At 36.1% G+C, this 20820-nt stretch carries 20 protein-coding genes; 1 reads left to right on the forward strand and 19 read right to left on the reverse strand.

The genetic code is table 11. The annotated features are described in order from the left end of the window. Positions 1 to 10 precede the first annotated feature (10 nt). Positions 11 to 304, forward strand: coding sequence for a spore coat protein (locus MKY60_RS14340; RefSeq protein ID WP_340930259.1), 294 nt, complete (start codon positions 11 to 13; stop codon positions 302 to 304). A gap of 85 nt (positions 305 to 389) precedes the next feature. On the opposite strand, the gene MKY60_RS14345 is transcribed toward MKY60_RS14340, so the two are convergent. The 19 genes from MKY60_RS14345 to MKY60_RS14435 form a co-directional block, all read right to left on the reverse strand. Continuing rightward, complete coding sequence (locus tag MKY60_RS14345; RefSeq protein ID WP_090566947.1) at positions 390 to 599, reverse strand: hypothetical protein; 210 nt, start codon at positions 597 to 599, stop codon at positions 390 to 392. Between the two features lie 428 nt (positions 600 to 1027). After that, positions 1028 to 2011 carry an ABC transporter substrate-binding protein gene (locus MKY60_RS14350; RefSeq protein WP_340880211.1) on the reverse strand — a complete coding sequence of 328 codons (984 nt, stop codon included), beginning with the start codon at positions 2009 to 2011 and terminating at the stop codon, positions 1028 to 1030. Between the two features lie 104 nt (positions 2012 to 2115). Beyond that, positions 2116 to 3711 (reverse strand): AraC family transcriptional regulator, encoded by a 1596-nt coding sequence (locus MKY60_RS14355; RefSeq protein ID WP_340930261.1) that lies wholly within the window; start codon positions 3709 to 3711, stop codon positions 2116 to 2118. Positions 3712 to 3944: 233 nt separating this feature from the next. Further along, on the reverse strand, positions 3945 to 5660 hold the full coding sequence (locus MKY60_RS14360; protein ID WP_340930262.1) for an ABC transporter ATP-binding protein: 1716 nt from the start codon (positions 5658 to 5660) through the stop codon (positions 3945 to 3947). Positions 5661 to 6026: 366 nt separating this feature from the next. Beyond that, a complete protein-coding gene (locus tag MKY60_RS14365) occupies positions 6027 to 7022 on the reverse strand; it encodes a FecCD family ABC transporter permease (RefSeq protein WP_445678008.1) in 996 nt (331 codons plus the stop codon). A gap of 38 nt (positions 7023 to 7060) precedes the next feature. Next, positions 7061 to 8116, reverse strand: a complete 1056-nt coding sequence (locus tag MKY60_RS14370; RefSeq protein ID WP_340930264.1) for a FecCD family ABC transporter permease — start codon at positions 8114 to 8116, stop codon at positions 7061 to 7063. An 82-nt stretch (positions 8117 to 8198) separates the two neighbouring features. Beyond that, a complete protein-coding gene (locus MKY60_RS14375) occupies positions 8199 to 8993 on the reverse strand; it encodes an ABC transporter ATP-binding protein (protein ID WP_340930266.1) in 795 nt (264 codons plus the stop codon). Positions 8994 to 9402: 409 nt separating this feature from the next. Next, positions 9403 to 10635 carry a serine/threonine transporter SstT gene (gene sstT, locus MKY60_RS14380; RefSeq protein ID WP_340930268.1) on the reverse strand — a complete coding sequence of 411 codons (1233 nt, stop codon included), beginning with the start codon at positions 10633 to 10635 and terminating at the stop codon, positions 9403 to 9405. A gap of 224 nt (positions 10636 to 10859) precedes the next feature. Then, the gene (locus MKY60_RS14385; RefSeq protein ID WP_090566928.1) at positions 10860 to 11240 is read right to left on the reverse strand and encodes a gamma-type small acid-soluble spore protein; all 381 of its coding nucleotides are present in this window, start codon (positions 11238 to 11240) and stop codon (positions 10860 to 10862) included. 150 nt (positions 11241 to 11390) lie between these two features. After that, positions 11391 to 11792, reverse strand: coding sequence for a hypothetical protein (locus MKY60_RS14390; RefSeq protein ID WP_340930270.1), 402 nt, complete (start codon positions 11790 to 11792; stop codon positions 11391 to 11393). 207 nt (positions 11793 to 11999) lie between these two features. Further along, positions 12000 to 12803 carry an ABC transporter ATP-binding protein gene (locus MKY60_RS14395; protein WP_090566921.1) on the reverse strand — a complete coding sequence of 268 codons (804 nt, stop codon included), beginning with the start codon at positions 12801 to 12803 and terminating at the stop codon, positions 12000 to 12002. Further along, positions 12803 to 13840, reverse strand: a complete 1038-nt coding sequence (locus MKY60_RS14400; RefSeq protein WP_340930271.1) for a FecCD family ABC transporter permease — start codon at positions 13838 to 13840, stop codon at positions 12803 to 12805. The genes MKY60_RS14395 and MKY60_RS14400 overlap by 1 nt, the downstream gene beginning before the upstream one ends. Continuing rightward, on the reverse strand, positions 13837 to 14877 hold the full coding sequence (locus MKY60_RS14405) for a FecCD family ABC transporter permease (RefSeq protein ID WP_090566915.1): 1041 nt from the start codon (positions 14875 to 14877) through the stop codon (positions 13837 to 13839). Before MKY60_RS14405 ends, MKY60_RS14400 begins: the two co-directional genes overlap by 4 nt. Then, positions 14870 to 15940 carry an iron-siderophore ABC transporter substrate-binding protein gene (locus MKY60_RS14410; RefSeq protein WP_090566912.1) on the reverse strand — a complete coding sequence of 357 codons (1071 nt, stop codon included), beginning with the start codon at positions 15938 to 15940 and terminating at the stop codon, positions 14870 to 14872. Before MKY60_RS14410 ends, MKY60_RS14405 begins: the two co-directional genes overlap by 8 nt. Before the next feature lie 348 nt (positions 15941 to 16288). Further along, a complete protein-coding gene (locus tag MKY60_RS14415) occupies positions 16289 to 17053 on the reverse strand; it encodes a YibE/F family protein (protein WP_340930273.1) in 765 nt (254 codons plus the stop codon). Next, a complete protein-coding gene (locus tag MKY60_RS14420) occupies positions 17050 to 18189 on the reverse strand; it encodes a YibE/F family protein (RefSeq protein WP_340930275.1) in 1140 nt (379 codons plus the stop codon). Before MKY60_RS14420 ends, MKY60_RS14415 begins: the two co-directional genes overlap by 4 nt. Before the next feature lie 96 nt (positions 18190 to 18285). Then, entirely contained in the window at positions 18286 to 19296 is a 1011-nt protein-coding gene (locus tag MKY60_RS14425) for an HAAS signaling domain-containing protein (protein ID WP_340930278.1), read from the reverse strand. Further along, positions 19283 to 19630, reverse strand: a complete 348-nt coding sequence (locus MKY60_RS14430; protein ID WP_090566900.1) for a PadR family transcriptional regulator — start codon at positions 19628 to 19630, stop codon at positions 19283 to 19285. Before MKY60_RS14430 ends, MKY60_RS14425 begins: the two co-directional genes overlap by 14 nt. A gap of 323 nt (positions 19631 to 19953) precedes the next feature. Then, complete coding sequence (locus MKY60_RS14435) at positions 19954 to 20784, reverse strand: MurR/RpiR family transcriptional regulator (RefSeq protein WP_340930279.1); 831 nt, start codon at positions 20782 to 20784, stop codon at positions 19954 to 19956. Positions 20785 to 20820 lie beyond the last annotated feature (36 nt).

The following is a 20820-nucleotide window of genomic DNA, read 5'->3' on the forward strand; positions in this document are numbered from 1 at the left end:
TGGATATAGTATGCCAAATAATATCGCAGAACGCGGTTTAACAGACCGAGAAATGCTCCAGCTCTGTTTGGAGTTAGAGAAGGGACGCTGCCGAAGCATCAGCAACACCTTATTAGAGACTAAACATCCGCAGCTAAGGGAAATTTATAAGCAAGTTTTTGATAATGCGAGCTCAAACCATTATCTACTTTTTGAGATAATGGAAAATAAAGGATGGTACAAGACCGAACTTGCCTCTAAAGAACAGGTTGGCAAAGTACAGGAACTTATGCAAAATAACTTACATCCCGATAACCAGTTATAGAAATTACCTAAAAGCGCAGAAAATATAAAGTCGCCCCACCTCTGATTTCTCAAATGTGGAGCGACTTTTTTATCCCTCACAAAATTTAACGGGATGGTCTTGGTTCTAAACAATTAGAACATTTTTTCTGATTGCTGCCTTTAAACTTCGTTAATGTTTTTTCAAAATTAGTTCCACATGAACATTTGAATAGCAGCTTTTGTGAATACCCTACATATTCTTTTGAAAGCAAAGTACATTCTGAATTTTTACTAACATAGTCTCGTATTTGATCTATCGTCCATTTTTTATTCAACTCGACACCTCCGATGGTGTAATTATTTAAGTACTGGAAGAAACATTAAGAGTCTTCCCGTTCAATTAGATTTATGAATTTTAAATCCACCTTAATGTGTTATTATACCATCACTTGGAGTATCCTTGTACAATCTTTCCAAAGAAATATTGTTTATAGTAAATATCTGTGCTATACTAGATTACTAACAACAAATACGATTTGACATCCATACTATTGATTACTATATTAGTCGACATCAATGGGTGCCAAACCCGCAAGAGTTCTTTAGGAACAAAGAATTCTTTAGAAAAAAAGCATTATCTCTTTGGAGATAATGCTTTTTTATATGAATTTGATTTCATTATATCTTACTCGCACACAGAGATTTACTATCAGTAGCAGGAATAGTAAAAAGCTTTTGATACTATGCAAGAGTTACTACATCTCTATTTCTCAAGATTTGTAAGCCAAGTAGTTAGTTCTTCCAACTGAGCAAGGACCGCAATTGGATCATAATACCATGAACGTTCTTCTGGCCAAACATAGAAATGATTATTTTTAATTGCTGGAAGACTTCCCCAGACAGGATCTGCCTTAAAGTCTTCAACTGTACGATTGTTAGAAGTCATAATAATATAATCACCAGAGTAATCTGGTATAATTTCCTCCGAAATTTCCGCCCACTGTTTCTCCATTATTTCATCCGCAACCTTAGCAGGTGGCTTACGTCCTAGAGCCTGATATACTGGCTGTCCACCCCGTCCGAAGTTATCACCATATACCCATGTTGTCTTACCGCCATCCTCCATAATAGAAAAGCTTGCATCTACTGGTATTGCAGCATCAACTTTTGCCTTGGCATCCGCTATTTGGTCATCGTAATCTAGTAGCCATGCTTCCGCTTCCTCTTGTTTGTCGAATAAGTTTCCGAAATAAGTTAGCTCTTCATGAACTCCTTTTAAATCACCATACGGTATAACTATAGTAGGTGCTATTTTACTTAGCATTTCGTAGTTGTCACCATTCGCTGTAATAATAAGGTCTGGACTAAGGGCAAGGATATTTTCAACGGACGGTTTTCCATACACCCCAGTATCCGAAACACCTGTAAGATCATCTTTGAAATAATAATTGTTGATCGTAAGTTCAGGTGCACCCACCGGAATAACATCTAATGCAATTAGACTACCTAAGTATTCTTCTGCTACTATACGTTGGGGGTTAACAGGAATTTCAATCTCTCCATTTACTGTGGAAATCTTTTTCATTTTGTCATCCTTGGTAGTACCTGTATTCTCGGTAGTTTCTTCTTTATTAATATCTACAGCTGTTGTCGTCTTTCCGCAAGCGGAAAGAAGTAATACTAAAAGTAGAAAAATAGAAATTAACCCTATCTTTTTCTTTTTATAAACGTCTTTATTTAAACTCAACTTCAAAACCTCCACATCTATTATTGATAATCATTCTCATTCATAATTGTAAGTTGTCTTTACAATAGTGTCTATGCACTAAAGTAATCTCTTGCCATACATTTTTATGATGTCAATAATCTCATCAATTCGTGTATCTGTGCACGGGAGGATAACGGGTCATAGCCGAAGAATATATCTGATTTATCTATCAAATAAACATGATTTTGTTTGAATGCTTCCATGCTCATCCATGAGTATGACTGAAATAGGCGGTTCATACGCTCTATTCCCTCTATATTTAGAGGCATTCCTGTGATAAAAACGTAATCAGCGGGATAATCTTTAATAGCTTCGATTTCCACCTCAATGTAGCCCCGATTTCCTATACCGTGATTTAGTAGTGTGATCGGTAAACTAAATCCTAAATCTTCATATATGATTTGACTACCTCTACCATGGCTACTATTAATACAGAAAGCCGAGTTTGTCCCAATTTCCCATACAACAGCTGTCCCTCGTTCTCCAAGCTGACAATCTAGTTTCTGATTAAAATTCCATACCATTCTATCGTAATCCCTAAGCCATTCCTCCGCTTGCTGCTGTCTTTCCACAATATCAGCTATAAGCCGAAATTGTTCTCGCCAGCTCATTTCCATAAAAGGAAGGGTAACCATTGGAGCCAATGATAACAAAGATTTGTTTTCTTTTGTTGTTTTATAATCGAGAATTAAATCAGGATTAACAGCAGCGATTTTCTCATATATTAATGCTTCACTATTTTTCCATATATTTAACTTTTGCTCCGTTTTCACTGGATTAACACTCTCCATCCAGGTGGAGTACACACCAAGTTCAGGTGTAATACCTAACGCTAATAAACTTGCAGTATGATTGGTATTAAGCGTTACTACTCTCTTGCGCTTTTTGTGATAAGAAGTCGGAGAAAGACCGACCACTTGCTTGAATTTTCTACTTAAATAGGTGCCTTCTTTGTAGCCGACCTGCTGTGCTAAATCATCTAATTTAGGCATCTCATATAATAGTCTTTTTTGAGATTCCCGAATTCTTATTAAGGAGAGATATTCACTAAACGTTCGACCTGTGCTCTTACGAAAAGCACGGGATAAATGCTCTGGGCTTACCTGTACAAGGGTAGCCATCTCTTCTCGACTCAAATCCTCTTCATAGTGAGTATCAATGTAACTTATTACTTGATCCATCCATGTACTAATGGACTGTTTATTTTCTATTAGCTCTCCATGTATTTCGGTTAAGAGTTCAATGAACATCTGTTGTATATAGAATGGTCCTCTACTACTTCGGTACTTCCAGGCGTTTTCAAATTCTTTTGCCAGCCTAATGATTTTGGCTGTCTGTTTAAATGGCTGATCACTCTCTATTGTCTGAGGTTGGGAACCATCTGTAGTTATGCAACGATAACCTATTAAAATAGCCTGAAGAGGAGATGTAGTACAGGACTTTTGTTGATACTCTAGTACCGAGAAGGAATCACAAAGTAATATACTTCCACGTGATACTGCATGTTGTTTTTCATTTAGACTAACTATTCCGCTCCCACCAAATACGATTAGAATTTTAGGGTGTGGATCGATTTCTTCCAAATTGCTGTCCATGAATTCATTTATACTGTTTAAACTTATAGGTATATAAAATGTATGGGGTAGTAAAGGTATTTTTTCTAATGTGTTATTGATCATGGTTATACTCCTCTCAGCTTTGTAATAGATTATTAGGAATTTAAAAGTATAAAATAGGTCACTACCACTAACATATGGATAGTGACCTATTTTTTAATTTGGATTATTACTATAGCGAGTTAATAATGTATCGTTCCTGTGCCTTATATCTCCCATTAGCCACACTAACGAGTCCAACAAACAGTCATACTCTTCCATTGTATTTTTCCCTTACTCTCTATTTCTTTTTCCTATTAAACCCCAAACTGAGCTAGGTGAAGTCTTTTATAAGCTCCTTTCACTGCTAATAACTCATCATGATTCCCTTGTTCCACAATCCCATTCTCAGTTACAACCACTATGCGATCTGCATTTTTAATCGTTGCTAAACGATGTGCTATAACAAGTGTTGTACGCCCTTGAGATAATTCAGATAAAGCATGTTGAATCGCTACCTCTGTTTCAGTATCAAGTGCAGATGTCGCTTCATCTAAAATAAGAATAGATGGATTTTTAAGAAACATACGAGCAATTGAAAGGCGTTGTTTTTGTCCTCCAGACAGTTTAACTCCGCGCTCTCCGATCAATGTATTCATCCCCTCTGTTTGAGAAAGAATAATGTCTTCTAACTGGGCTCTTTTTGCTGCTTCCCATATCTCATCTTCAGAAGCATCCAAATTACCATAAGCAATATTTTCTCGAATGGTTCCATCAAAGAGATAAACATCCTGTTGCACAATTCCAATTTGAGACCGAAGAGATTTAAGTGTCATTTGTTTAATTTCAATACCATCAATTGTTAACGAACCGCTGTTAATATCATAAAAGCGGGGTAACAGGCTACAAATAGTAGTTTTTCCTGCACCAGACGGTCCAACAAGAGCTATTGTTTCACCTGCACGAATCGTTAAGTTGATGTTATCTAAGACATTCTCTTTCCCTTCATAGCTAAACGACACATCTCTGTACTTTATATTTCCTTTTAAATGCTTAACATCACTTGCGTCTGGGGCATCCGCTACATCTGGTTCTGTTTCAAGCATTTCAACATAACGCTTAAATCCAGCAATTCCTTTTGGATACATTTCAATTACAGCATTAATTTGTTGAATAGGTCCTAAAAATACATTTGATAAGAGAACAAATGCAATAAACTCTCCGTATGTCATTTGCTTATTAATAACGAACCAAGTCCCACATAGTAAAACGAACAAAGTGACAACTTTCATAAGAATATAGCTAACGGATGAATTCCATGCCATAATTCTATAGGCTACTAATTTAGACTTACGAAAACGACTATTGCTTTCATTAAACTGAGCAATTTCATGCTCTTCATTAGCAAAGGCTTGAACAACTCGCATTCCACTAACATTATTTTCTACACGTGCATTAAAATTAGCTATATCAGCAAAAAAGCGTTTGAATGCTACAGTCATCTTTTTACTGAAATATAAGGATAAACAAATAATTAGTGGAACAATAACGAATGTAAGGACGGCTAATTGCGAGTTTATGGAGAACATTAAAGCAAATGCACCTGTAAGTGTCATAATTGCGATAAATAAATCTTCAGGTCCATGGTGCGCAATTTCACCGATATCCATTAAATCATTCGTCATTCTAGAAACTAAATGACCTGTTTTATTGTTATCAAAAAAACCGAACGACAATCTCTGGACATGTGTAAATAGCTCTTTACGCATATCAGTCTCAATATTAATCCCCAGTTTGTGTCCCCAATAAGTGACAACATAATGAAGTACCGCACTAATAATATATATCCCAAATAACGAAATACATCCCCACAGAATCCAATTCCAATTTGAACTTGGCAATAGATCATCCACTACGCGGTTAACAGCAAGCGGAAAAGCAAGCTCCAAAACAGCAGCGATGATTGCACAGGAAAAGTCTAGAATGAATAGACTTTTATATGGTTGATAGTAAGAAAAAAAACGTTTTAACAATGTCTATCACATTCCTCTATGAAATTTATTTTGAAATTGATATTTTGATAAGTCAGTCTACAAAAAAAGAGACTATTTCTGACATCTATGTAGTCGCAGAGTCAGCCTCTAATTTAAGTTTTAAATTAATAATTATGTATATTCTAGAGGTCTGCCTTCGTAGCACCGACAGGTTTTTCGCTCAATAATAAAATGGCAGATACTATCACGAGCATCCAACAATTACTATATTTTATTTATATATCCCCTTTCTAATTGATAATGATTTTCATTTTCAATATTATCAACTGTGATAGCGGAAGTCAATACAAATAATTCCAATCTGTTTATAACAAAAAATAAAACTAAGTTATTCAATTCTGTTCTTTAATCTTTTAATTTGGAGAGTAAATAAAGGAAATAAGGTGCCCCTATAACTGCAACTATAATTCCTGCTGGAATCTCGGAAGGTTGCAATATCCACCGTCCTATAGTATCAGCAATAAGAACCAAAAGACCTCCAGTCAACGCTGAAGCGGGTATTAAATATTGATGTCTAGATCCAACTAATTGACGGGCCAGATGCGGTCCTATTAATCCGACGAATCCTATTCCCCCACTGATGGAAACACTTGCTCCTGCTAATCCAACTGCTGAAGCTAGCAATATACGTCGCTCTTTTTCAATGGATGCTCCTAGCCCAGTAGCAGCTAAATCTCCTAAATTCAATACATTTAGTACTCTTGCCTTTGAAAATACAAATGGGATTAAAACTATAATCCATGGCAGCACAGAAAGGACATACATCCAATTTGATCCCCAAATACTGCCTGCTAACCAAGTTGCTACAAAATGATAATTCTCTGGGCTTAGACGAAGTGTTAAAACTATCATTGCAGAACTTATCCCTGCGGCAACCGCTACTCCGGTGAGTATTAGCCTCATAGGTGAAATTCCTTCATTACGTTTATATGCTAGTGTATAAATAATGGTTGCTGTTATTCCTGCACCTAAGAATGCCAAGACTGGAAGTAAAAAAACTGGTGCAGCAGCAGTAGATGGAAAGAAAGAGATAAAAAGTATAACAGTTAGCCCCGCCCCTGCATTAATCCCTAATATTCCAGGATCAGCCAAGGAATTACGAGAGATTCCTTGTAAAACACATCCAGATACAGCTAGTCCCATACCAACCAGTACAGAGATTATTATTCTCGGCAATCGAAATTCAAAAAGAATAAGATGCTGTTTCTCATTTCCATATCCAAACAAAGTTTGGATGACTTCAATAGGGGATAATCGTATAAACCCTGTATTCATACTAATTATAAAAGCTATAACTATAAGGATAAAAAGAAGACTGATTATAAAAAGGTTTTTCTTCATTGTTTTCCGCTGGCTATCTGTCATATATGTCCGTTCTTTCAAAGTTCTTTACCTCCTTTTCTAGCAAGATAAAGGAAGAATGGAACTCCGATTAATGCTATCAATGCACCAATCGGTGTCTCATAAGGAGGATTAATCATTCTTGCTGCTAAATCTGCTAATACAACTAAAAGACCTCCAAGGACAATCGAGCAAGGAATAATCCAGCGGTAATCATGACCTATTAAAGATCGGGTAAGGTGAGGTACTATTAATCCTACAAAACCTACTGCACCTACTACTGATACAGCAGCTCCAGCCAAAACTAAAACTATAATCATACCAAGCACCTTAATAGTTTTTATTCGCTGACCGAGACCTATAGCCACCTCTTCGCCAAGACTTAACAAAGTAATAGATCGAGATAACATCACAGCACCGAGCATCGCAACAATAATCCATGGGGACATAATTTGAAGATTGATCCACTTAGTTCCTGATACCCCTCCTGCATACCAAAATGCTAGATCTTGACCAATTTGAAAATGCAGAGCAATGCCTTCACTAAGAGCACCTAACAATGCGCTAACAGCTGCTCCAGCAAGTACCAGACGCATAGGTGTTAAACCTCCACGTGACAAGGAACCTACACCGTAAACAATGAGAACACCTAGACCAGCACCTAAAAAGGAGTACATGATTAAATACATAAAAGGAAGACCCGGAAGAAATGCAAAACACAGAGCAAGCATAAATGAAGCTCCTGCATTTAAACCTAAAAGACCCGAGTCAGCTAGTGGATTTCTCGTCATTCCTTGCATTAATGCACCTGCTACCGCAAAGGACGATCCAACTATCGCAGCACCCAGAACACGTGGCATACGTATATCTCTTATAATTTGATGTGCCGTAATTTCTGGATTGAAATTAAACACGGCCGTCCAGACAGTAACTAATTTAATATCAGCTGCACCAAAAGATATAGATAGGGCAATTGCAATTATTAAAGCAGCCATACCTCCAAATAAAATAAAAATTGCTATTAGGGGATGTGAATGTTTTTTAATTTCTTCTAATTTTTCTATATCTGCAGATCCTTCTGTTAAGGTAGTCATACTTTCCCTCCTTTATCCTAAAAAATAACTTTTTGTTTTATGACATGATACCTTCTTCTATTCCTCTTAACGGAATAAGCATTCATTCACTCTTCTGATAGAGTTGGTAGGATAGACATATAGGATTATTACTAAAAGGACATGTCTCCATGCTTGCATCGATATTAAACACACGCTGTAAATTTAGGCGAGTCATGACTTCTTCAGGTCTTCCCTCCTCTATTAATGAGCCTTTCTTCATTGCAATCATATAGTCTGAGAAACGTGAAGCGTGATTTAAGTCATGAAGGACCATTACAATTGTTCGGCCCTCCTCTTCATTTAGTTTTTGTAAAAGCAACAAAACATCTAGCTGATGCGCTAAGTCCAAATAGGTTGTCGGCTCATCAAGAATGAGTATTTCAGTCCCCTGTGCAAGGGCCATCGCAATCCAAACTCGCTGCCTTTGTCCACCTGATAATGCTTCAACAGGACGATCCTTAAACTCATCCAACCCCGTTACACCTATTGCCCAATGAATATGCTCATAGTCTTCTTTTTTAAAATTGCCAAGGCCGTTTTGATGTGGGAACCTACCATATGAAACCAATTCAAATACTGTTAAACCACCTGGTGCATTAGCGGATTGTGGCAAAATCGCCATTCGTTTTGCCACCTCCTTCGTTGGAAGCTGATGAATCGCTCGCCCATCAAGGTATACATTACCGCCTTGGGTTTTTAACAACCTGGAAATAGCTTTTAATAATGTGGATTTGCCACATCCATTTGGTCCAATAATAGTTGTTATTTTTCCTTTAGGAATAGTTACACTTAAATCCTCAACAATAAGTGAGTTTGAATAACCAATAGCTACATGGTCTATATTCAATACTGTCATATATAGATCTTCCTTTCTCTGACTTACTCAACTAATTTTTAGTTATATCTGGAACTTACTGTCACCTCTACTCAATAATTTCTATTCGTATATATCCTGTTAAATAAAAATAATATGTATCAGGAAATAGGAAAAAAAGATCAAAAAATAATTGATAATGATTATCAATATCACTTTCTAATATTAGTTATTTTAGGAGGAAATGTCAATATAAGAATATATTTCATTATCTAAACAACGTCATCAACCAGACGGATATATTATTACACCAAAAAAGCCACGATTACCGAATAATCTTCGGTAATCGTGGCTTTAAAATTTAATGTATCACAATCAATCAAATTAATAGTTTTATGGACATTAGGACAAATAATTAGATTTTATCGTTTTCCTACTAGTTTTGTAGATCCTAAGAATTCATCGTAACTACTTTACCTTCTTTACGCTCTTTAGCATACTCCGCGGTAGCCGTGAACAATACGTCAGAAGATGAATTCAATGCAGTTTCACAAGAATCTTGAATCACACCAATGATAAAACCAACACCAACTACCTGCATCGCAATATCATTTGGAACACCAAATAAATTACATGCTAATGGGATAAGTAAAAGTGATCCACCTGCAACACCCGATGCACCTGCTGCTGAGACAGCTGCAACAACTACAAGAATCAGTGAAGTAAAGAAGTCAACTTCAATACCTAGCGTGTTTACTGTTGCAAGAGTCAGCACTGCAATAGTAACTGCTGCACCAGCCATATTAATAGTAGCACCAAGAGGAATTGAAACTCCATAAGTATCCTCATCTAAGCCAAGTTTTTCACATATTTTCATATTTACTGGAATGTTTGCAGCGGAACTACGTGTAAAGAATGCCGTAATACCACTTTCTCTTAAAACCATAAAAACAATTGGATAAGGATTTTTTCGTGTATAGATGAATACGATTAATGGATTCACTACAAGTGCGATAAACAGCATACACCCTACTAATATTAATATTAACCTACCATAATCAAGCAAAGCAGAAAGACCGCTAGTTACAATAGCATCGAATACAAGCCCCATAATACCAAGCGGCGCTAAATTAATCACCCATTGTACCACTTTTGTGATTGCATCTGAAAAATTACCCAACATGTCTTTTGTCTGTTGATTTGCATTTTTTAACGCAAGTCCAAGAACGACTGCCCATATTAATATACCTAGATAATTAGCATTAACTATTGCATCAATTGGATTCGCAACTAGATTAAATAGCAGCGTTTCAATAACTTCAGCAATACCTTCAGGTGGAGTTAGATTATCTACACCGGTTGTCAGTGTTAGAGTAATTGGAAACAGAAAACTTGCAACTACAGCGACAGCTCCAGCAAGGAATGTCCCTAGAGCATAAAGCCCAAGAATAGATTTCATATTCGTCTTCTTACCACTTTTATGTACAGCAATCGCATGCATTACTATAAATAATACTAATACTGGCGCAACTGCCTTTAATGCACCTACAAACAAAGACCCCAAAATGGAAATCCAACTTGCACCACTTGGAACAGTTAAAGCTAAGATCGCACCGATAATAATACCGATAACAATCCTTTTTACAAGGCTTACTTGATTCCATTTAACTAATAAGTTTTTCATGATACTTTCCCCCAAATTTTTGATAAAAAATGAAAATATCAATTTCTCCCAGTCAAATAATATATACTTATTTTAACTTTAATTAAACTGATATTTTATTTTAGCACAAATTTTTAGAATTTTGCATTGTTATTTTTTGTTAGAAATAATTTAGCATTCTTATTACCAGTCCAAATAAAAAAACACTGGGGATTTTAACTCCCAGCGTTTTTAAACTCTAATTGTTATTTCTTAAAGTTGTTTGCGTTTTGTTGTGCTTTACGATTAGCTTGAGCATTTTGTTGTTTCACTTCTTGAGCATTTGTTTGACGTTCAATTGATACGCCAAATTCTGAACCAAATTCACTAGACAAGTTTTGTGATGCACCTTGTCCATTTTGTTGTGCTTTTTGATTTGCTTGAGCATTTTGTTGTTTAACTTCTTGGACATTTGTTTGACGTTCAATTGATACGCCAAATTCCGAACCAAATTCATTAAACATGTTTTGCGACGCACCTTGTCCGTTTTGTTGAGCTTTTTGAGCAGATTGTGCGTTTTGTTTTCTAACTTCTTGTGCATTTGTTTGAGCTTCATTTGGAAGCTTGTTGTTATTGTTATTTGCCATTTTCCTTCACCTCCAAGAATTATGATTGCCAAAATGGAGATAATTATTATTAGCAATTGTTGGAGACGTTCGGATTTAGTTATTTTGAAAGTACATACTATTATATATTTTACTCATAATATTTAGACGAATATTCATTGATTCTTTTATTTAAAAAGCTTGTATACCTACAGAGAAATATCCATTATCAATGACTTTCTTAGCGTTGCTGAGTTCATTTGCATATAAACTAAAGGACTCCTTATCATGTTCATCGAGCGCTTTATTCACTTGATGATTCAAATGAATAATTTTTAGTTCCAAGTCCAAGATGGAGCAAATTCTACCTTCGCTAAACAGTTTCTCGATATCATCCACTTGAATTAGAAATTGAAACTCTCTATTAACGGCCACTAGAAAATGCCATCCTAGAACATCATCGTACTTCTGTTCATTTGTTATTGTCCAAACATCACCTTGATGGAACTCAATGATATGTTGGTGTTTCTGTCCCGGACAGCAACAGAATACTTCTTGTTTAAACAATTCTAGTATTATAAAATTTTCATTCACTAGAGGTTCCTCCCTCATTTTTGGTTTTCTCTGTTTGCAAACAAACAAATGATAATGATTATCACTTTCATTTACTATTGTATATGACAACCATTAAAAGCGTCAATTCAATTTAGTTTTACTTACTAAATAATTGTTTTTTACACTAGTTCATTCCTGCATATAAAAAAAGACCAGTAGTTAGTTCAACTGGTCTTCTTACTTTTATTAACTTTTCACATGATAGCGACCTTTTGGTATAACTAGAGGTGTATCTGAGATTGGATCTTGTATCACAACACAATTCAAGTCAAAAATCGATTTTACCAAGTCAGTTGTTATGACGTCTGATGGTTTTCCCTCAGCAACAAGCTCACCTTTATGAAGTGCAAATATATAATCTGCATAACGAGCAGATAGATTGATATCATGAAGTACCATAACTATGGTTGTACCATACTTCCGATTAAGACTAGTAAGTAAATCTAAAATTTCTACTTGATATGTGATATCTAGAAACGTGGTTGGTTCATCAAGGAGTAAAATATCCGTTTGCTGTGCAAGAGCCATGGCAATCCAAACTCGCTGCCTTTGACCACCGGATAGCTCATCGATGTCATGATTAGCAAACTCAGTAATATTCATAAACTCCATTGCTTCCTCTACTGCCTCATAATCCTTCTTCGACCACCCACTAAACAAGGATTGATGTGGAAACCGTCCTCTTCCAACTAAATCGGCTACAGTAATCCCTTCTGGAACAACAGGTGATTGTGGAAGTATACCTAAAATACGCGCTAATTGCTTAGGTGGATATTTGTTTATAGCTTTACCATCGAGCGTAACATCACCTTCTGAAGGCTTAATTAGCTTAGCCACCGTTTTAAGAAGAGTAGATTTTCCACAACCATTTGCACCAATAATTACACTAATTTTATTTTTAGGTATTTCAAGGTCAATTCCTTGAATAATTGTTTTATTGTCATAGCCCGAAAACAATTTATCGGCTCGAAAACTGTGTGTGTTCCCCATTACAATTCCCCTTTTCGGTTCATACGGATTAGTAAATATATTAAATACGGAGCCCCTAGCAATCCAGTTATAACACCTACAGGAAATCTATATTCAAATGCAAATTGCCCAATAAGATCCGCAAATAAGACAAGATTGACCCCTACTAACCCTGCTGGAAGAATATTAGATGAGCTAACACCAACTAGTCGATTTGCGATTGGTCCCGTTAAAAATGATACAAAGGCAATTGGTCCCGTTGTTGCTGTTGCAATAGCAATCATAAAAACTGAACTTACTATTAAAATAATACGCATTCTATCGGTTGAAACTCCAAGAGAAGAAGCCATTTGCTCACCGAGCTCTAGAATACTTAATTGCTTCCCAAATATAATAATTACAGGTGTGAAAAGCAAGACAACTAATATTAATGGAGGTAACTCGCTCATTTTAGAGCCATTCAAACTACCACCGAGCCATCTAATAGCTCCTGCAATATCTTGTTGAGCACTCTTAAGCAATAAAAAAGAAATGACGGCATCTAACATCGCTTGAATACCAATCCCAATAATGATTATACGACCAATAGAAAATGCTCCACCACGTGCTAATAAATACATAGCAATAACAGTAAGTAAACCGCCTATAACTGCTGCAATAGATATCACTGAATTACTCGAATGAAGAACAGTAATACAAAATACCGCTGCTACACTAGAACCAGAAGTAATCCCTAAAATATTTGGATTTGCCAAAGGATTTCGCAGCATCGTTTGAAAAACATATCCTGCAACACCGAAAGCAAACCCAGCAAATACCCCTGCTAACATTCTAGGAAGACGAATAGTATTCACCGCAAAATTGGCTCCCGAAATCTCTTCTCCTAATAGGGAGCGAACAACAATATGTATTGGATAAATTGTATTGCCAAGCAACAACATTGCACAGCAAAGTACTCCTGCTAAAATGACGAGGAGCGTCGTAACAAAAAGCCATCGTCGTTTTCTCCGACGCATACCTTCCATAATAAAATTAACTTCAACAGATTGATTTTTCATAATGACCGCACTTTCGATTTCTTAGCTAAAATGATGAGTATTGGTGCACCAATAAACGCTGTAAGAATACCAACTTCGAGCTCTCCGGGACTAGCTATAAGTCGACCAACAACATCAGAGAACGTTAAAATAATTGCTCCTGCTAGTGCGGACATAGGTATTAAGAAGCGTAAATCCGGCCCGATGACAAAACGCATAGCATGAGTTGCCAAGAGACCTATAAATCCGATTGGACCTGCTAATGCAGTAGCAGTCCCACATAAAACAACACCAGCAACAATCGCAAAAAAACGAAGTACACCAGGTCGTATACCTAAACTAGTTGCCACATCGTCCCCTAAGGCTAAAGCATTCAAAGCAGGTGCTGAAAGAAACGCGATGAAGAGTCCAACGATTAAAAACGGGATAAAAATCTTGATGGAATCCCAGTTTCCTGACCCAACACTTCCCACTTGCCAAAATCTAAACTGATCTTGGGCATAGGCGCTTGGAATGATAATTGCGGTTACAAGTGAAGAAAGAGCTGCACTTGTTGCAGCCCCTGCTAATAGTAACTTTATAGGTGTAGCACCACCACGCCCCATTGAACCTATTCCAAAAACGAAAACTGCTGTAATGCTCGCTCCGATTAAAGCTAACCAAATATACTCCCCCGCTGTTGTGATATTGAAAAATGTTATACCACATACTACGAATAAGGTTGCCCCTGTATTTACCCCTAGAATACTAGGGTCAGCTAATGGGTTGCGCGTAACTGCTTGCATCAGCACTCCTGCAATTCCTAAGGCAACACCGCAACATAAGCTAAAAATAGTACGGGAAATTCGTTTGCGCACTACGTTTGCGCCATATGAATCTTGGTTTGTATAAAATAAGCCATCCATTAACTCTTGGTAACTTACAACCCGTGCCCCTAACATTAGCGAGGTAATGATACTAACAACTAGCAATATAATCGCAATTACCAAAATTATCGTAAAATGCTTTGGAAAATGTAAATCTAATCGCTTCTTCTTGGAATCAGTGGTGCTATTCATTGATTTTGTCTATAGCTCCTCCGATTAGTTCTAGATACTCGTCAATTGTATATGCGATAGAAAGTGGATTTGGAGTTCCAGCTGCTACCAATGGAGTATCACTAGTAATAAACGCTACAGAACCTCTTTCAACTGCAGGAATTTTCCCAAGTAAAGGATCCGCTTTAATTGTATTGTATAATTCCTCATCACCATATCCAACGATGATATCTGCATCAAACAAAGCTTCCACATTTTCTGTACTTAAATTTAATGAGTAGCTTTTTGGATCCGTAATTAATGATGAAATGCTTTCAGGAATTGTTAGCCCTAATTCCTCTAAAAACGCTACACGTGAATCAACTGGTGTATAAATGTGTAATTGTGATAAGTCTTGCGCTGAGAAGTTAACCCATACTACTTTTTTGCCTTCGATTTGTGGATAAGCTTTTAATTTTTCAGCAACTAAGTTTTCTGTGTCTTTAATTAATTGTTCGCCTTCTTCTTTCATTCCCATTCCTGCTGCATTAAATTCAACCTGTTCACGCCAAGTAGTTGTCCATGGTGAAGTTGGATAAGCTACAACTGGTGCAATTTGTGTTAATGTTTCATAATCTTCTGGAGTAATACCTGAGTATGCAGCAAGAATTACGTCTGGATTTGCATCTGAAATGGCTTCAAAATCTAGGCCATCCGTATCTTGAAAAACGTTTGGTTCTGTAACTTTAAGTTCATCTAACTTTTCTTTCGTCCATGGTAATAAACCACTATCATCTTGAACACCGAAGTTTGCTGCTGAAAAACCAACAGGAACAACACCAAGTGCTAAAGCGATATCGTGGTTTGCCCATTGTATCGTTACAACACGCTCTGGTTTACTTTCAAGCACTGCTTCCCCTAAAGCGTGTTTAATAGTGATCGGATATTGTGATTCTGTTTCAGTTGCTTTTTCAGTTTCAGTTGAAGTATCTTTCTCTTTGCTATCTACCTCTTTAGTTGATGACTCATCTGAACATCCTACTAGTACTAAAATAGCGAAAATAGCCATTGCAAGCATTAGTATAAAAGATTTTTTGTTTTGCATATGTAACCCTTCCTCTTCTATAAAATTATCAACTATATTAAAATGTATAATTTCTATTAATGCTTAAATATACTCATATACAATGAAATAATATTGATTATCATTCTCATTTAAATTTAATGTTTTTTGGTTAACATGTCAATATATTCTTTTAGAAAAATTTAAACTTAATGTTCCCTGTGTAAGAAACAAACGTGAAAATTACAACATTCACGTTTGTTTGAATTAACATGAATGTTTATTACACAGGGTAGACTACAAAGAAAACCTCCAAACTAAAAATTTTGAAGGTTAAACGTGTGGTATTTTAATGCATACCCTTTATAAGGGTACTTTCACCTAATATCCTTAGCTATTTTCTTTGTTCCTCACAAAAAAGTACGCAGTAATCCACGTGGTAATTGGGATAACCAGTGTTACTCCAATTCCAGCACAAAGGATTGTAATCATTTCGGAACTAAAGATCTTGGAATTCACAACTTCCCCTATAGAGTAAGATAAATCTTTAAACCATATAAGTAATGCTAAATAACCTCCAAAGAAGGCAAAAAACAATGTATTTGCACTTGTTCCTAATATATCTCTACCAATACTTAATCCCGAAAGAAACAAATCTTTTCGGGTAATGTTCGGATGATGAAAATGGATTTCCCGCATAGGAGATGAAACGGCTATGGCTGTATCGGTTATAGCACCAATCGTACTCATAATAATTACAGATACAGTAATTTTCACAAAATCTACTTCTACTAATAAAGAGAACATTCCAAGTTCCCCTATTTCTTCTTCCCCGAATCCTTGGATCATTGCCTTGTTAGTGATAAAGATAATAAACAAAAGTAAGATAACGGTACAGATAATCGTTGAGAGAAAAGCTGTTTTTGTTTTGCTGTTCACTCCATTAATATAGAAAAGATTGATGCAGCTAATTACTACACAAGCAATTATTGTTAATATCACTGGATCAATAGTCGGATCGTTCATCAAAACGACCGTGATCATGATGACACCAAAGTTGAAAAATATAGCGAAAAAAGATCGTACTCCTTTTCTCCCTCCAATAATGGTCATCAAGAAGAGTAGTATCCCTGCCAGTAGCACTAATACATTCATTGTCTTGCCCTCTTTCTATTCACGAAAAATAATGTCGTATAGAGACCAATAGGAATGGTTAACACAATTCCAATTCCTCCAGCTAACGCACGAGCCAATTCCAACGAAAGAGTTAGGGAAAGCGTATAACCAAACGGAGCGGCGTTCTTAAAATACAAAACAAGAGTGGGAATCGAACCACTTACATAGGCAAAAAACAAAATATTAGTCATCGTTCCCATAATATCTTTTCCAATTTCCATTCCTGAAGTTATAAGTGCTCTTACTGTGATGTCATTATTTTTCTCATACAATCCGAAAATTGAAGAAGACATGGTAATAGCTACATCCATCACAGCCCCTAAAGAGCCGAGGAACAGCCCTGCCATAAAAACTAGCCGATATGGGCGGGTGATAAACTGCATTTCCTCATATCGAAGCCCCTTTTCTCCTGTTATTAATAGAACCAGGTATGTAATCAACAGTGAAATAAAAGTTCCTAGCAAAGTAGCTATAATCGCTGCATAGGTTTTATCGTTTAAGCCGTTAGCTAGTAACAGAGAAACAACCGTAAATATAATTACACTAATCCCGCAAATCCATAATAGACTTTGATTGGAGGTTTGGATGTAGATATCCAATGCAAATGATAATATTACAGCATTAAAAGCTAAACTAATGAATGAAAATAGCCCCTGCCTTTTACCTACTATCAACAATATAAAAATAAATAACCATCCAACTAGCAACAAATATTTATCACGCTTAACTTCCAGAATGGTCCCAGTTAATTCCGCATCTTTTTCCATCTGCTCATCTATTTTAATAAATAATTCATTTCCAATTTGAAACTCATGGTCATAGGCTTTAGATTGGGAGTATTCATTTATCAAGTGAATCTCCTTGCCTTTATTCTCACCATTTCTTAATTCAGCAATAATATGCTGTGTATATAATTTATCTTCAATACCATTTACACTATTTACTTTCGACACATCTTCTATAGTGGTTTTTACTACCTTTGCTAGTGGGCGTTCATAGAAAGAGTGGTTATTAAAAACAAAAATAACTGAACCTATAAAACAACATAGGAGTAAAGTAAAAAAGATTTTCTGCTTGAAGCTCACCTTTTTAAATATGCTTCTAAAGAAATACATGAATAGACCTCCGGTTCCCTGTGTAAGAAACAAACGTGAAAATTACAACATTCACGTTTGTTTGAATTAACATGAATGTTTCTTACACAGGGGAGATTACAATTTCGTCTTACCTTTTCTAAATCCTTGCACAATATCGAGAATGCTAATGAATAACCACAGCACAATACTAATGATGATGACAGAGTTTTTCAGTTCAAATGATAGATTCAGCAAATCCTCTAAATACATATAAAACTCATCATTTATAAGCTGATCAGTACTAATAATAACGATAAATACAATGGTAGAGACTATATTTCTAACCGTATTCATAATTGCCAATTTAGATGTCCATTGACGAGCGATTAGTTTATAAAATACAAAAGCAATTTCTATTATTAAAGCAACTATTATGATTAGCCAAAAGGATTGTAATACTTCCTGATTGAATGTAGGGATAATTAGCTGTATTTTGCCTTGTACTTTTTCATAAATACCTATTAAATGACTAGCATTAAAATAGACTCCGATAAAAATGGCAATCCACAACAGGCTGCCAAAAATATCTAAAGTGGTAATTTTTTTCTCTTTTGAAATAAGTGGAAGACTTTTTAAGTCATCAGGTGTCCATTCTGTCCAACCCGGTGTAAGCGGTGATTTTTCCTTCGAAGTATCCGTGCGCTCCAAAATAGCAAAAACGAGCGTAATCCAAAAGAAAGTCTGAATCACTGCACTGATTATACTCCAAGTACCATGCCCTAGAATCAGTATGATTACGTTAATACTACCGCTAACAATGTCTTCTTCTCCACCATAAGTTATGATATTTTCCACAATAAAAACAAAAAATGTTAGTATCGCCACGATTGGTGTAACTATTTTCAAAAGAGTCGTATACATATCAAAATATCTAGGACCTATTAAATGCATCGGTCGTTCCGAGTATTCACTAGCAAGTGATGCTGGATTTCCTAGATTTTTGAGAACCTCTTTCACTTCTTTCTCCGAATAATTTTCTGGGAGTATATCTTCAATAGTTGACCTTAATTCAAGAGCGATGTCACCACGACTTTTTTCCGGAAGTCTTCTCGTCACTTCCTGTATATAAATATCAATCAGTTGCATTCCCCACATCTCCTTTTAATAAATTTTGAAGTTCCTTCGTTGATTTTTCCCACTCGGCTTTTAGCTGCTCCAAAATCTCAACACCATATTCGCTTAATACGTAATATTTTCTTGGTCTGCTCTCCGTTGTATCCCAGCTGCTCTCAACTAATTCTTGTTTTTCTAATCGGCGAAGCAAAGGATATAAGGTACTTTGCTCGATGGTAACACTCGATTCTTCTAGTAATTGCACTAATGAATATCCATATTGCGGTGTTCGGAGCTGACTCAATACAGCAAGCGTCAATGTTCCTCTGCGTAACTCAGTTATTAATGAACCTAGCAATTTTTCCATATTTCACCTCACTACTTTATACTATGCGTCGTACACTATCTTATACTGTGTATAATACACTATTGTTTAATTTAAAACAATATTTTAATTACAGTGTTTCCGCTGGAGGCTGGAGCCGCCTCCTCCCCCTCCAATCAACTGGATCGACCTCTCTAAAAAAGACTAAAAAGTATTAATTGGATTAAGTAATTATGAAACTAATTAACGAACGAAAAAATGCCCGTGAAGTTAATAACTTCCTGAGCATTTTCATACGTGGCTTACATTTAATTTAATCATGGGTGTTGTTCACTTAGTACATTAAGACAAGCGTATTCTTCCCCTTACCTCCCATTTTTATATTTTTCACGTAAATTATTCAAATACTCTAGATTGCCCAATGCTTTCTCACTTTTCATTTGACCTAATGAGACGATTAAATGTTCGATAAAAAAGGTAGCTGCTACCATAGAGTGGAATTCCTCTAAATCGCCGCGGTTCACATAGAAAGTTTGCGTACAACGTGTTTGAAATTCATGCACGAGGTTATCGGTAAGAACTATGCTATGGCTCTGGATTTCTTTCGCATGATCCAGTAAAATCGCCGCTTCCCTCGTCAGCTTCACAAAGCCAAATACGAATACACAATCATTTTCTTGTAAATGTAGAATTTGCTCAAAAAGCTCCTGATCATAGCTCGCTAATATTACTACATCAATTCCGAAACGCATTAGCCGATGTTTCAGTAAAAAGCCTAACCCCGTTGATGAGGTTGGTGCATATATAAAGAGCTTGCGACATGTAGCGATACGCTTAACACAAATTTGACTTTGCGTTTCGTCGATATGTTCAAGTGTATCTGTTAGCTGGTATTGTACAAAATCGAATATCGATTGCTGAAGTGACTTGCCATTGTCTTCTACCTTTGCCAAAATACGTTCAAATTTTGTTTTCGGAGTGATCACCTGTTGCTCTAAATATCTTTTCTTGAATTCCTTAAAATTTCGGTATCCAATTTTACGCCAAAATCGGGAGAGTGTGGCATTGCTGCTCCCTAGAGTGGACGCTAGCTCCGTTTCGTTTAAATACATGACAGCATTCTTATTTTTTTCAATGAAGTCGGCTATTTTTCGCTCACTTTTCGTAAAATCAGAAAAGTTTTGTTGATTATTCATATCGATCACCTCTTTATATAGTATAAATGAAAAATA

Source organism: Psychrobacillus sp. FSL K6-1415 (assembly GCF_038003185.1).
In the GTDB taxonomy this organism is placed as follows: Bacteria; Bacillota; Bacilli; order Bacillales_A; family Planococcaceae; genus Psychrobacillus; species Psychrobacillus psychrodurans.

Excerpts from the sequence above, each read along its gene's own strand:
- MKY60_RS14340 (WP_340930259.1), top strand. The coding sequence starts at position 11 with ATGCCAAATAATATCGCAGAACGCGGTTTAACAGACCGAGAAATGCTC.
- MKY60_RS14355 (WP_340930261.1), bottom strand. The coding sequence starts at position 3,711 with ATGATCAATAACACATTAGAAAAAATACCTTTACTACCCCATACATTT.
- MKY60_RS14365 (WP_445678008.1), bottom strand. The coding sequence starts at position 7,022 with ATGAAGAAAAACCTTTTTATAATCAGTCTTCTTTTTATCCTTATAGTT.
- MKY60_RS14370 (WP_340930264.1), bottom strand. The coding sequence starts at position 8,116 with ATGACTACCTTAACAGAAGGATCTGCAGATATAGAAAAATTAGAAGAA.
- MKY60_RS14375 (WP_340930266.1), bottom strand. The coding sequence starts at position 8,993 with ATGACAGTATTGAATATAGACCATGTAGCTATTGGTTATTCAAACTCA.
- sstT (WP_340930268.1), bottom strand. The coding sequence starts at position 10,635 with ATGAAAAACTTATTAGTTAAATGGAATCAAGTAAGCCTTGTAAAAAGG.
- MKY60_RS14385 (WP_090566928.1), bottom strand. The coding sequence starts at position 11,240 with ATGGCAAATAACAATAACAACAAGCTTCCAAATGAAGCTCAAACAAAT.
- MKY60_RS14395 (WP_090566921.1), bottom strand. The coding sequence starts at position 12,803 with ATGGGGAACACACACAGTTTTCGAGCCGATAAATTGTTTTCGGGCTAT.
- MKY60_RS14400 (WP_340930271.1), bottom strand. The coding sequence starts at position 13,840 with ATGAAAAATCAATCTGTTGAAGTTAATTTTATTATGGAAGGTATGCGT.
- MKY60_RS14405 (WP_090566915.1), bottom strand. The coding sequence starts at position 14,877 with ATGAATAGCACCACTGATTCCAAGAAGAAGCGATTAGATTTACATTTT.
- MKY60_RS14410 (WP_090566912.1), bottom strand. The coding sequence starts at position 15,940 with ATGCAAAACAAAAAATCTTTTATACTAATGCTTGCAATGGCTATTTTC.
- MKY60_RS14415 (WP_340930273.1), bottom strand. The coding sequence starts at position 17,053 with ATGAATGTATTAGTGCTACTGGCAGGGATACTACTCTTCTTGATGACC.
- MKY60_RS14420 (WP_340930275.1), bottom strand. The coding sequence starts at position 18,189 with ATGTATTTCTTTAGAAGCATATTTAAAAAGGTGAGCTTCAAGCAGAAA.
- MKY60_RS14425 (WP_340930278.1), bottom strand. The coding sequence starts at position 19,296 with ATGCAACTGATTGATATTTATATACAGGAAGTGACGAGAAGACTTCCG.
- MKY60_RS14430 (WP_090566900.1), bottom strand. The coding sequence starts at position 19,630 with ATGGAAAAATTGCTAGGTTCATTAATAACTGAGTTACGCAGAGGAACA.
- MKY60_RS14435 (WP_340930279.1), bottom strand. The coding sequence starts at position 20,784 with ATGAATAATCAACAAAACTTTTCTGATTTTACGAAAAGTGAGCGAAAA.